This is a genomic window from Specibacter sp. NPDC057265 (assembly GCF_042668835.1).
Taxonomy (GTDB): Bacteria; Actinomycetota; Actinomycetes; order Actinomycetales; family Micrococcaceae; genus Specibacter.
Genome location: NZ_JBHUYE010000008.1, coordinates 1 through 12,066, shown reverse-complemented (window position 1 = coordinate 12,066; position 12,066 = coordinate 1). Strand labels below are relative to the sequence as shown.

Annotated in this window: 10 protein-coding genes and 1 riboswitch; of the genes, 9 read left to right on the top strand and 1 reads right to left on the bottom strand. The window is 65.5% G+C overall.

What is annotated here, in order from left to right:
• Nucleotides 1–131 precede the first annotated feature (131 nt).
• A riboswitch (glycine riboswitch) is annotated at nt 132–227 on the top strand.
• 155 nt (nt 228–382) lie between these two features.
• From gcvP to ACFUCV_RS07700, 7 genes are all read left to right on the top strand, one after another.
• Nucleotides 383–3,295: an aminomethyl-transferring glycine dehydrogenase gene (gene gcvP / locus ACFUCV_RS07730; protein ID WP_380814200.1), complete on the top strand. Its 2,913-nt coding sequence runs from the start codon at nt 383–385 to the stop codon at nt 3,293–3,295.
• Between the two features lie 18 nt (nt 3,296–3,313).
• Nucleotides 3,314–4,432: a glycine cleavage system aminomethyltransferase GcvT gene (gene gcvT, locus ACFUCV_RS07725; protein WP_380814198.1), complete on the top strand. Its 1,119-nt coding sequence runs from the start codon at nt 3,314–3,316 to the stop codon at nt 4,430–4,432.
• Nucleotides 4,433–4,507: 75 nt separating this feature from the next.
• Nucleotides 4,508–4,891 carry a glycine cleavage system protein GcvH gene (gene gcvH, locus ACFUCV_RS07720; RefSeq protein WP_380814196.1) on the top strand — a complete coding sequence of 128 codons (384 nt, stop codon included), beginning with the start codon at nt 4,508–4,510 and terminating at the stop codon, nt 4,889–4,891.
• Complete coding sequence (gene glyA, locus ACFUCV_RS07715) at nt 4,888–6,204, top strand: serine hydroxymethyltransferase (RefSeq protein WP_380814194.1); 1,317 nt, start codon at nt 4,888–4,890, stop codon at nt 6,202–6,204. Before gcvH ends, glyA begins: the two co-directional genes overlap by 4 nt.
• 107 nt (nt 6,205–6,311) lie before the next feature.
• Nucleotides 6,312–7,709 (top strand): L-serine ammonia-lyase, encoded by a 1,398-nt coding sequence (locus tag ACFUCV_RS07710; RefSeq protein ID WP_380814192.1) that lies wholly within the window; start codon nt 6,312–6,314, stop codon nt 7,707–7,709.
• A gap of 10 nt (nt 7,710–7,719) precedes the next feature.
• Nucleotides 7,720–8,739 (top strand): lipoyl synthase, encoded by a 1,020-nt coding sequence (gene lipA / locus ACFUCV_RS07705; protein ID WP_380814190.1) that lies wholly within the window; start codon nt 7,720–7,722, stop codon nt 8,737–8,739.
• Between the two features lie 2 nt (nt 8,740–8,741).
• Nucleotides 8,742–9,539 carry a methylenetetrahydrofolate reductase gene (locus tag ACFUCV_RS07700; protein ID WP_380814188.1) on the top strand — a complete coding sequence of 266 codons (798 nt, stop codon included), beginning with the start codon at nt 8,742–8,744 and terminating at the stop codon, nt 9,537–9,539.
• Nucleotides 9,540–9,683: 144 nt separating this feature from the next.
• Here ACFUCV_RS07700 and ACFUCV_RS07695 read toward each other — a convergent pair whose 3' ends face one another.
• The gene (locus ACFUCV_RS07695; protein WP_380814186.1) at nt 9,684–10,229 is read right to left on the bottom strand and encodes a hypothetical protein; all 546 of its coding nucleotides are present in this window, start codon (nt 10,227–10,229) and stop codon (nt 9,684–9,686) included.
• A gap of 194 nt (nt 10,230–10,423) precedes the next feature.
• Between ACFUCV_RS07695 and ACFUCV_RS07690 the strand changes: the two genes are divergently transcribed.
• Together ACFUCV_RS07690 and ACFUCV_RS07685 are read left to right on the top strand one after the other, a co-directional pair.
• The gene (locus ACFUCV_RS07690) at nt 10,424–10,840 is read left to right on the top strand and encodes a DUF2809 domain-containing protein (protein ID WP_380814184.1); all 417 of its coding nucleotides are present in this window, start codon (nt 10,424–10,426) and stop codon (nt 10,838–10,840) included.
• A gap of 40 nt (nt 10,841–10,880) precedes the next feature.
• Nucleotides 10,881–11,975, top strand: a complete 1,095-nt coding sequence (locus ACFUCV_RS07685; protein WP_380814182.1) for an FAD-dependent oxidoreductase — start codon at nt 10,881–10,883, stop codon at nt 11,973–11,975.
• Nucleotides 11,976–12,066 lie beyond the last annotated feature (91 nt).

Below are 12,066 nucleotides of genomic sequence, written 5' to 3'. Positions count from 1 at the left end.
AATTACGCAGGTGATGCGAATCACACGTTAGCGGCTGTCCGCGCGAAAGGCAAAATGGGCCTTTCAGCTTGGTTCGGTGCGGATTCTACTGTAGTCTGTGTTGCGGATCACCCACATTTTAATATGCCTTTTGAACCGTGGCGGGAGAGTCCTCCCAGCAATGTGGAGGCGCCGTAGGAGCAAATCCTCCCCAGGAATCTCTCAGGCCCCCGTACCGCCATGGCGAGGCAACTCTGGAAAGCAGTTTGGCGCCCCCAAGCTCACCGAAGGTGCAAAGCAGCGAAAAATTCAGCTGCGGAATCTCTCAGGTCCACGACAGAGCGGGGAGGAACTTAAGCCCATGCCGGTTCCTTCGGGACCGGCCGTAACTTGGAGTTCCCCCATGCCGAATGCGTCCCACCCCGTCCAGTCCACGCCCACGGTGTTCGCCGACCGGCACATTGGTGCCCGTGCCCAGTCCCACATCGACACCATGCTCAAGGCCATCGGCTATGACAGCGTGGACGCCCTGGTGGATACCGCCGTCCCCGACTCCATCCGCCAGGACGCACCCTTGAACCTGCCAGGGGCCCTGAGCGAGGTGGAGGTGCTTGCCGAACTGCGCGCGCTGGCCGCGAAAAACAAGACGGCCGTGCAGCTGATCGGCCAGGGCTACCATGACACCGTGACCCCGCCGGTGATCATGCGCAACATCCTTGAAGCACCTGCCTGGTACACGGCGTACACGCCCTACCAGCCCGAGATCTCCCAGGGCCGGCTTGAAGCGCTGCTGAACTTCCAAACCATGGTCAGCGATTTGACGGCCCTGCCCGTAGCCAACGCCTCCCTGCTTGATGAAGCCACCGCCGTGGCCGAGGCCGTGCTGCTCATGCGCCGTGCCAATAAGGCCAAGGGCGCCGCCGAGGGCAAGACGGTTCTGGACGCCGATCTGCTGCCGCAGACCATTGCGATCGTCAAGGGCCGCGCCGAGGCGCTGGGCTTTGAGGTGGAAGTGGCCGATCTTGCCCTGGGCCTGCCCGAAGGAACCATCAACGGGCTCGTGCTCCAACAGCCCGGGGTCTCCGGGCGCGTGTTCAACCATGCACCGGTCATTGCCGAAGCCAAGGACCGTGGCGCGCTGGTGACGGTGGCCGCGGACCTGTTGGCACTGACCCTGATCACCCCTCCCGGGGAACAGGGCGCCGACATTGCCGTGGGAACCGCGCAGCGCTTTGGTGTGCCCCTGTTCTTCGGTGGCCCGCACGCCGCCTACATGGCAGTGCGCACCGGCATGGAACGCTCGCTGCCCGGCCGGATCGTGGGCGTGTCCAAGGACAGCACGGGCCTGCCCGCCTACCGGCTGGCCCTGCAAACCCGTGAGCAGCACATCCGCCGCGAGAAGGCCACCTCCAACATTTGCACCGCGCAGGCGCTGCTGGCCATTGTGGCCTCCATGTACGCCGTCCATCACGGCCCCGACGGCTTGAAGGCCATTGCCGAAAGGGTCCACGGCCATGCCCGCACCCTGGCGGCGGCACTGCAGGGATCCGGCGTGGAACTGCTCCACACGGCGTTCTTTGACACCCTCACCGTCCGCGTCCCCGGCCGCGGCGGCGCCCTGGTGGCGGCGGCGGAGCGTGCAGGGATCAACCTGCGCCCCATTGACGCGGACCACGTGGGCATTTCCTTGGATGAAACCACGACGGCGGACATTGTGGCCCGCGTGGCCGCCGTCTTTGGTGCCGCACCGGCCGGAGACGGCTTTGACGTCAGCACCCCCGCCGGGCCGGCCCTGCCTGCGGACATGCTGCGCAGCACCGGCTACCTCAGCCACCCGGTGTTCAACACCCACCGTTCCGAGACGCAGATGCTGCGCTACATCCGCCGCCTCAGCGACAGGGACCTGGCCCTGGACCGCACCATGATCCCCCTGGGCTCATGCACCATGAAGCTCAACGCCACGGCCGAGATGGAAGCCATGTCCTGGCCGGGCTTCGCCTCCATCCACCCCTTCGCCCCTGATTCCCAGACCGAAGGCTGGCGCGAACTCATTGGCGCCCTGGAGGCGGATCTGGCCGAAATCACCGGCTACGACCAGGTCTCCATCCAGCCCAACGCCGGCTCACAGGGCGAGCTGGCGGGCCTGCTGGCCATCCGTGGCTACCACCTCTCCCGGGGGGAGTCGCAGCGCACCATCTGCCTGATCCCGCAGTCCGCGCACGGCACCAACGCGGCCTCCGCGGTCCTGGCCGGCATGAAGGTCGTGGTGGTGGCCACCGCCGCCGACGGCACCATTGACCACGCGGATCTGGCTGCCAAGATTGAAAAGCACCGGGACCAGCTCTCAGCGATCATGATCACCTACCCCTCCACCCACGGCGTGTACGACGCGGATGTGCGCGAGGTGTGCGACGCCATCCACGCAGCCGGCGGCCAGGTCTATGTTGACGGCGCCAACTTGAACGCGCTGGTGGGCCTGGCCCAGCCCGGCAAATTCGGCGGCGACGTGAGCCACTTGAACCTGCACAAGACCTTCTGCATCCCGCACGGCGGCGGCGGCCCCGGCGTGGGCCCCGTCGCCGCCAAGGCGCACCTGGCCCCCTTCATGCCCGCGGACGCCAACGCCTCCGCAGCCGCTTCGGCCTCCTCCGCGGGAGTGCCCATCTCGGCCACCCGCTTTGGCTCCGCCGGCGTGCTGCCCATCTCCTACGCCTACGTCAAGCTCATGGGCGGCAAGGGACTGACGGAGGCCACCAAGTCCGCGCTGCTGGCGGCAAATTACATTGCCTCCCGGCTGAACGAGCACTACCCGGTGCTGTACACCGGCGCCGGGGACCTGGTGGCCCACGAGTGCATCCTGGACCTGCGCCAACTGACGGCCGCCACCGGCGTCACCGCCGAGGACGTGGCCAAGCGCCTCATTGACTACGGCTTCCACGCACCCACCCTGTCCTTCCCGGTGGCCGGCACGCTCATGGTGGAGCCCACCGAATCCGAGGACCTGGCGGAAATCGACAGGTTCATCACCGCCATGATCAGCATCCGCCATGAAATCGACCAGCTGGCCCAAGGTGACTTCACCCTGCTGGACAGCCCGTTGCGCAATGCCCCGCACACCGCTGCGGCAGTGGTGGACTCCGCCTGGGAGCGCGGCTACTCCCGCGAACAGGCGGTCTTCCCCGTGGCAAGCCTGCGCCAGGACAAGTACTTCCCGCCCGTGGGCCGCATTGACGGCGCGGCCGGGGACCGGAACCTGGTGTGCTCCTGCCCGCCCCTTGAGGACTTTGCAGACGAACCCGAAGCATCAGCGAACTAGGACCGCGAAGGAAATCCCATGACGCAGCACACAGCCCTTTACGGCGAACACCAAAAAGCAGGCGCCTCCTTCACCGACTTTGGCGGTTGGCAGATGCCCTTGAAGTACTCCTCCGAACTTGCCGAACACCATGCCGTGCGCACGGCCGCGGGCCTTTTTGACCTCTCCCACATGGGGGAAATTTGGGTGCAGGGGCCGGACGCGGCAGCATTTTTGGATTACGCGCTGGCCGGCAAGCTCTCGGCAGTGGCCCTGGGCCGGGCCAAGTACTCCCTGATCTGCAACGCCGACGGCGGCATTGTTGATGACTTGATCTCCTACCGCCTCGCTGATGAAAAGTTCCTGGTGGTCCCCAACGCCGGCAATGCCGCCACGGTGGCGGCCTTGCTGGGCGAGCGTGCAGCGGGCTTTGACGTGGCGGTCGACGACGTTTCCGCCCAGACCTCCCTCATTGCCGTGCAGGGACCCAAGGCCGAAGCCATTGTCCTGACCCTGGTGCCGCAGGAACAGCACTCCCTGGTGAAGGAGCTGAAGTACTACGCGGCCGTGGAGGTCACCCTTGACGGCCGGCAGCTGCTGCTGGCACGCACCGGCTACACGGGCGAGGACGGCTTTGAAATCTACGTTCCCAATGAGCACGCCCCGGCCCTGTGGCAGGCGCTGCTGGTGAACGGCGCAGGCCATGGCCTGGTGCCCGCCGGACTCGCCTGCCGCGATTCCCTGCGTCTGGAGGCCGGCATGCCGCTGTACGGCAACGAGCTTTCCACCTCCGGCAATGCCTACTCCGCAGGTCTGGGACCGGTGGTCTCGCTGGCCAAGGAAAGCGACTTCATTGGCAAGGCCGCGCTCGCAGCCATTAAGGAATCGGGCGAGGGCGTCAGTTCGGGCCGCCGGCTGGTGGGCCTGAAGGGCCGGGGCCGCCGCGCCGCACGGGGCCATTACCCGGTGCTCAAGGACGGCGCCACCATTGGCGAGGTCACTTCCGGCCAGCCCAGCCCCACCCTGGGCTATCCGGTGGCGCTGGCCTACGTTGACGTGGAGCACGCTGCCGTGGGCACGGTGCTCGACGTTGACCTGCGCGGCAAGCCCGAGAGCTTCGAAGTGGTGTCCCTGCCGTTTTACAAGCGGGCCAGGTAGGCGCCGCACGGGGGGCCCTGGAGCCCACCCGACTTTTCCTGAGCCGTAACTTTTTAGACAAAGGATCACAAGAAAATGAGCAAGGTAGCAGCAGAACTGCAGTATTCGGCCGAGCATGAATGGATTGCCCGCAATGGTGCGGGCCCCGTCACCATTGGCGTCTCCGCCGTGGCAGCTGACGCCCTCGGGGACATTGTGTATGTGGATCTGCCCGAGGTCGGCGCCGCCGTCACCGCCGGCGAGCCCTGCGGCGAGATTGAGTCCACCAAGTCCGTCTCGGAGCTGTTTTCCCCCGTGACGGGCGAGGTCACTGAAGTCAACACCGCCGTCGTGGATGACCCGGCGCAGGTCAATTCCGATCCCTACGGGGCCGGGTGGCTGTTCAAGGTGGCTGCAGAGTCCGAGGGTCCGCTGCTGAGCGCCCAAGAGTACGCCGCAGCGAACGGCGGCGGGCTGTGAGCGCCGCCGCAGTGGGCTACACGCCGGTGGCCGCCGCGAGCCTGGACGCGCCCCTCGCCGCACTCGATCCCGAGATCGCCGCCCAGATCGACGCCGAACTGGGCCGCCAGCGCAGCGGCCTGGAAATGATCGCCTCGGAGAACCACACGGCCGCGGCCGTGATGGCCGCCCAGGGTTCGGTGCTGACCAACAAGTACGCCGAGGGCTACCCGGGACGCCGCTACTACGGCGGCTGCGAACACGTGGACGTCATTGAACAGCTCGCCATTGACAGGGTCAAGGACCTCTTTGGTGCCGGCTACGCCAATGTGCAGCCGCACTCCGGGGCCCAGGCCAACGCCTCGGTCATGCATGCCCTGATCAAGCCCGGGGACACCATTATGGGCCTGAATCTGGCGCACGGCGGGCACTTGACCCACGGGATGAAGATCAATTTCTCCGGCCGGCTGTACAAGGTGGTGCCCTACCAGGTGCGCGAGGACACGCACCAGGTGGACATGGCCGAGGTGGAGCGCCTGGCGCTGGAGCACAAGCCGGCGCTGATTGTGGCCGGCTGGTCGGCCTACGCCCGGCAGTTGGACTTTGCACAGTTCCGCCGCATCGCCGATCTGGTGGGCGCCTACCTCATGGTGGACATGGCGCACTTTGCCGGCCTGGTGGCTGCGGGCCTGCACCCCTCGCCGGTGCCGCACGCGCACGTCACCACCTCCACCACGCACAAGACCCTGGCCGGTCCGCGCGGCGGCATCATCTTGAGCAACGATCCCGACATTGCCAAGAAGATCAACTCAGCCGTGTTCCCGGGCCAGCAGGGCGGACCGCTGGAGCATGTCATTGCCGGCAAGGCGGTGGCTTTCAAGATTGCGGCCTCCGAGGAGTTCAAGGAGCGTCAAGAGCGCGTCTTGGCGGGAGCTCACATTTTGGCTGAACGCCTGGTGCAGCCGGACGTGGCCGCCAAGGGCATCTCAGTGATTTCCGGAGGCACCGACGTGCACCTGGTGCTGGTGGATCTGCGCAACTGCGAACTCAATGGCCAGGAGGCGGAGGACCGGTTGGCGGACATTGACATTACAGTCAACCGCAACGCCGTGCCGTTTGATCCGCGCCCGCCCATGGTGACCTCCGGGCTGCGCATTGGCACCCCGGCCCTGGCCACGCGTGGCTTCGGCCAAGAGGCCTTTGCCGAGGTGGCCGACATCATTGCCCAGGCCCTGATGGCCGACGCCGGTGCCGACCTTTCTGCGCTGCGCACCCGGGTGCGGGCCCTGGCCGACGCCCACCCGCTGTACCCGTCCGTGGGGAATTTGTCCTGACGGACCCGGCCGGGCATGCACCGTCATGGTGCGCCCGGCCGTTTCCGGGCCCCCGTGCCTGGAAATGGTGACCGGAAACGGTTGTGAGCATGAAATGAGGTGTTCGTATGTCTGTTGGTGTATTTGATTTGTTTTCCGTGGGGATTGGCCCCTCCAGTTCCCACACCGTGGGGCCCATGCGGGCTGCGGCGTCCTTTGTCCGCGAACTCGGGGAAGGTGGTCATCTGGCGGAGGTGGCAGCCGTGCACGTGGACCTCTACGGCTCGCTGGCAGCGACCGGACGCGGCCACGGCACCATGACAGCTGTCCTGCTGGGTTTGGAGGGACGCGAACCCGAATTGATCCTGCCCGAGGAGGTGGAGGCCCGTCTGGCAGCCTTTGCCGCCGGGGAGCCGCTGCTGCTCGGCGGCGTGGTGGAGCTCGCCTACGGCGCCGGGGACATTGTGCTGCGGCCGCTGACCATCCTGCCCCGGCACACCAACGGTGTGAAATTCAGCGTCAGCGACGCTGCGGGAACCGTGCTGCACGAAGCCACCTACTTTTCAGTGGGCGGCGGCTTCATCATCCGCGAGGACGCGGTGGAGGAGGCCGTGGCAGAGCTGGAAAGCTCCAAGGGACGCCTGCCCTACCCCTTCCGCACGGCCGCCGAGCTGCTAAAACATTGCGCCGCAGCGGGTGGCAACTTCAGTGACGTCATGCTGGCCAATGAACTGGTGGAACGCAGCGAGGAGGAAGTGCGTGCAGGTCTTTTGCATATCCGCGACGTCATGGAGGACTGTAAAAACGCCTCCCTGGCCCGTGAAGGGCTGTTGCCCGGCGGCTTGAATGTCCGGCGCCGGGCCCCCGCCTGGCACAGCCGCCTGCGGGAGGCCGATCCGGACCGGGACCCGAAGTTCTGGCAGGAATGGGTCAACCTGGTGGCGCTTGCCGTGAATGAGGAAAACGCCTCCGGCGGCCGGGTGGTCACGGCGCCCACCAACGGCGCCGCCGGCATCATTCCCGCGGTCATGTTCTACGCCACCCACTACACCGAGGGCATGCGCCATGCGCCCAAGGAAGCGATCGACGCCGTGGTGGTCAAGTTCCTGCTGGCAGCAGGCGCGGTGGGCGTTTTGTACAAGGAACAGGCCTCCATTTCCGGCGCCGAGGTGGGCTGCCAGGGCGAGGTGGGGTCGGCGTCGTCCATGGCGGCCGCCGGATTGGCCGAGGTCATGGGCGGCACCCCCGAGCAGGTGGAGAACGCCGCCGAAATCGCCATGGAACATAATCTGGGCCTGACCTGTGATCCCATTGGCGGGTTGGTGCAGGTGCCCTGCATTGAACGCAACGCCATTGCCGCGGCCAAGGCAATCAACGCCGCGAAGATGGCGCTTTGGGGTGACGGCCAACACCGCGTGTCCCTGGATGAAGTCATCATCACCATGCGTGAAACGGGACGCGACATGTCCTCCAAGTACAAGGAAACGGCCATGGGCGGGCTCGCCGTCAACGTGGTGGAATGTTAGGGGTTTTGTTGTGACGTTGGCGCCTGAGGGTCGGAAGTTGTTGCGGATTGAGCAGCGTAATGCTGCTGTTCCGGTGGAGCGCAAGCCGGAGTGGATGAAGGCCAAGGTTGAGATGGGGCCGGAGTTCATTGCGATGAAGAATCTGGTCAAGGGCCAGGGCCTGCACACGGTGTGTGAGGAGGCGGGGTGTCCGAACATTTTCGAGTGTTGGGAGGACCGGGAAGCGACGTTTTTGATTGGTGGGTCCGAGTGCACGCGGCGTTGTGATTTTTGCCAGATTGATACGGGCAAGCCGTCGCCGGTGGATATGTTTGAGCCGACGAAGGTGGCGCGTTCGGTGGTGAAGATGAATTTGCGCTACGCCACGGTGACCGGGGTGGCCCGTGATGACTTGGCTGATGAGGGGGTGTGGCTGTACGCCGAAACGGTCCGCAAGATCCATGAGTTGAATCCGAACACCGGGGTGGAGCTGTTGATTCCGGACTTTTCGGGCAAGCCGGAGCACATTGCGGCGATCTGTGCCTCGGCTCCGGAGGTCTTCGCGCACAATGTGGAGACCGTGCCGCGGATCTTCAAACGCATCCGTCCCGCGTTCCGGTATGAAAGGTCCCTGGACGTGTTGACGCAGGGCCGGGATTTGGGCATGGTCACCAAGTCGAATTTGATTCTGGGCATGGGGGAGACGCGGGCGGAAATTTCCACCGCGTTGCAGGATCTGCATGACGCGGGCACTGATTTGATCACCATCACCCAGTACCTGCGTCCGTCCGAACGGCACCTGCCCGTGGACCGGTGGGTGAAACCGCAGGAATTCATGGAACTCTCCGCCGAGGCCGAACAAATTGGTTTCCTTGGGGTGATGTCTGGGCCGCTGGTGCGTTCCTCCTACCGGGCCGGGCGGCTCTGGGCTGCTGCCATGCGCAAAAAAGGCCGCGACATCCCCGAACACCTGGCCCACATCGCCGACGGCATCGAAGACTCCGGCCACACCCGCCAGGAAGCCGCCTCCCTCATCCCCCAACCCCACTGACCATGAACGTTCACGGGGTGCCCGCCCTGATGCCTGGCCGGGTGGAAATCATTCCCACCCAGGGCATTGTGGATGCGGTGCTGGCGCAGCTGCCCCGCAGCACCACCATCACCGTCACCTGCCTGCCGCACCACGGCATTGCCCGGACCATGGCGGTCTCGGTGCAGCTCGCCCGGAGCGGATACACAGTGGTGCCCCATTTGGCGGCCCGGGCCATTGAGTCCAGGGAGCAACTGGCAACAATTGTCCGCCAGTGCAGTGCGGAGGGCATCCATGGGGTGTTTGTGGTTGGCGGCGACAGCGCCCAGGCCGCGGGCCCCTACGCCTCAAGCGGCCAGCTGATGCTGGACGTGGCCGTTTTCAGTGGCGGCTCTTTAGCGATGGGCATTGCCGGATATCCCGAAGGGCATCCCGGCATTGCCGACGGGCTTTTGCTGGAGTCGTTGCTGAGCAAAGCCGGGCTGGCCAGCTACATCGTCACGCAAATGTGTTTTTCGGCGGACGTCATTTCCAGTTACATGGCAAGGGTGCGGGGCGCGGGAATCGCGCTGCCCGTGTGGGCCGGTGTTGCCGGGACGGTGCCACGGACCAAACTCATCTTGTTGGCGACAAAAATCGGCGTGGGCGGTTCACTGCGCTTTATCAGCGGCAAGGGTGCGCTGGGACTGCGCCTGTTGGGTGGCGGCAGCTACGACCCGCAAAGTTTGACGGCGGAACTGGCTGCTTTGCCCATCCCGCCGGCCGGCATCCACCACTACAGCTTCAACACGCTGCCGAACGTCGCGTCCACGCCCGCATAGGGCGTTGGCGCCGTTCAAGTGGGGCGGTTGCCGGCGGTTCCGGCTCCCGGGCCCGGCTTCGCCAGATTTTTCCGCAGCAACAGCAAGCTGCCGCCGTCGCCCTTTGCAACACAGCGCGACGGCGGCAACTGAGCCCTGCAGCAGCTACCAGCGATGGGCCACGTCCACGACGACCCGAGTGGCATCACCGGGCCCCGCAAGCACCAGCACCCGGAAGGGCAGACGCGCACGCACACCCAGCCCCAGCGTGGTGCTGCCCTCATAACTGCCGGCCATGGCGACTTGCCGGAAGGTGGCATAACCAGCCACATTGCTCAGTTCATTCCGGTTCGACGGCAGATAAGTCGGGGTGCCGGCGGAGTTGTAGGCCGGTGCCTTGACGGTTATCCGAATAAATGCTCCGCCACGCAAGGCAACATTCTGCCCGCTGCCCGGGGATGTCACGGCGGAAACATAGGCCACTGAGTATCCGTTGGCCCGGCCTTGAAGATCGATGACCAGCCGATCAAAGCAAAGCTGCTCTCCGGTACGGACATTGGAAACCGTGGCACTGGAACCGACACCGGCTGACTTGGCGGCCGAGCCCCACGTGATGCCGCAGTATGACGCGGCTTGAGCCGGAGCGGGCCCGGCGATGAGAAACGCAGCCAGCAGCCCCACAACTGCCAGAATGGATTTAATTGATTTCATGCCAACCATCTTCTTAGAACGGGCAAAGTACCCACAGGGGAGTGGTTTAACGTTATGACCAGCCACTTTGCATGGCACCAGTGTCGGGGAAAAGTACTGCAAACCGTTATGTGGGGCAAGAATGCAGCTGCAATTGTTATGCAGCATCCAGCCCCTGTGACATGAGCTCCACCTGCGCCATTAGACTCAGACCCATGGTTGCAGCCCAACGTTTCATTTCCCGCCGGCGTGGTTTGTTTCTGGCGGCGGTGTGTGTGGCCGCGCTGGGTTTGGCCGTGCACTTTCTGCTTGCCGGCGGGTTTGGCTCCCTCTTCGCCGATGCCCTCTATACCGTCTTGGCGTATTTGGTGCTGGCCTGGCTGTTCCCAGGTGCTGCCCGGCACCTGGTGGCGTGGGCAGCCTTTGCCGTCAGCGCGCTCATCGAGCTGGCGCAATTGACAGGGCTGCCGGCGCAGCTTGCCGTGGATTTTCCGCCGTCGCGCCTGATCCTTGGCACCACCTTCTCCGCCCCTGACCTGCTGGCCTACGCTGCCGGCGCCCTGGCAATTTGGCTTGTGGACGTGCTGGTCTCCGGCAAGCGGCCGCAGTTGCATGCACCACAGTTGGAATAGCGCCGCGACGGGCCCGGTTTTGTACCTGTAGGAGGCAACGATGCTTGATGTGGTGGTCATTGGCGCAGGACAGGCCGGTCTTTCAGCTGCGTATTACCTGGCCCGGCAGGGGCTCACGCCGGAAATTGATTTTGTGGTGCTCGACGCCAATCCGGCACCCGGCGGGGCCTGGCTGCACCGTTGGAGCTCGTTGACGCTGGGCGCGGCCCACGCCGTCCATGACCTGCCGGGCATGAAGCTGCCGCCCTCGGATCCCGGGGAGCCGGCGTCGGCCGTGGTGGGCCGCTACTACGGCGACTACGAGAAGACCTTTAATCTGCCCGTGCACCGTCCGGTCAAGGTGCGCCAGGTGCATGCCGGCAACATTTCCCCGGACGACGCCGCCACCTCCTCCCCGGCCCTGGCACCTTTGGTGGTGGAGACCGGGCAGGGCGAATTTGTCACCCGTCTTGTCATCAATGCCACCGGCACCTGGGACAAGCCGCACTGGCCGCACTATCCCGGCGTGGAGCAGTTCACAGGGCGGCAGGTGCATACCCACGACTTCCGGTCGGTGGAGGACTTTGCAGGTCAGCGGGTGCTGGTGGTGGGCGGCGGGACCTCCGCCGTGCAGTTCCTGCTGCAGCTGGCCCACGCCGGCGTCGAAACGGCATGGGCCACGCGCCGTCCGCCGGAGTTCACCCCGCGTGCCTTTGATCCCGACTGGGGCAGGGATGTGGAAGCCCGCGTCAACGCGCGCACCGCCGCCGGGCTGCCCCCCTTGAGCGTGGTGGGCGTGACCGGGTTGCCGCTCACCGAACAGTACATGGCCGGCATTTCCGCCGGGACGCTGGTGTCGCGGGGGCCTTTGAAGCGGCTTGGCGCAGCTGGTGCCGAGTTTGCCGATGGCACCGGGTTCGCAGCGGACGCCGTCCTTTGGGCCACCGGATTCCGTGCCTCCATGGACCACTTGAGGCCGCTGAAGCTCCGCGAGCCAGGCGGCGGGGTGCTCATGGACGGGGTCAAGGTGGCCCGCGAGCCTCGGCTTCTGATGGTGGGCTACGGAGCCTCGGCCTCCACGCTGGGGGCCAACCGGGCGGGGCGGGCTGCTGCCTTGGCTGCGCTGGAACGGCTCAGCGTGCCGGCGCCCGCCTAGGACGTGTCTCCTTATTGGCGTAGCCAGATCAGCGTTGCGTAGAGGGCTATGCCGGCTCGGTAGGTGATGGCGAGTTTGTCGTAGCGTGTGG

Excerpts from the sequence above, each read along its gene's own strand:
- ACFUCV_RS07685 (WP_380814182.1), top strand. The coding sequence starts at position 10,881 with ATGCTTGATGTGGTGGTCATTGGCGCAGGACAGGCCGGTCTTTCAGCT.
- ACFUCV_RS07690 (WP_380814184.1), top strand. The coding sequence starts at position 10,424 with ATGGTTGCAGCCCAACGTTTCATTTCCCGCCGGCGTGGTTTGTTTCTG.
- ACFUCV_RS07710 (WP_380814192.1), top strand. The coding sequence starts at position 6,312 with ATGTCTGTTGGTGTATTTGATTTGTTTTCCGTGGGGATTGGCCCCTCC.
- ACFUCV_RS07700 (WP_380814188.1), top strand. The coding sequence starts at position 8,742 with ATGAACGTTCACGGGGTGCCCGCCCTGATGCCTGGCCGGGTGGAAATC.
- gcvP (WP_380814200.1), top strand. The coding sequence starts at position 383 with ATGCCGAATGCGTCCCACCCCGTCCAGTCCACGCCCACGGTGTTCGCC.
- gcvH (WP_380814196.1), top strand. The coding sequence starts at position 4,508 with ATGAGCAAGGTAGCAGCAGAACTGCAGTATTCGGCCGAGCATGAATGG.
- gcvT (WP_380814198.1), top strand. The coding sequence starts at position 3,314 with ATGACGCAGCACACAGCCCTTTACGGCGAACACCAAAAAGCAGGCGCC.
- ACFUCV_RS07695 (WP_380814186.1), bottom strand. The coding sequence starts at position 10,229 with ATGAAATCAATTAAATCCATTCTGGCAGTTGTGGGGCTGCTGGCTGCG.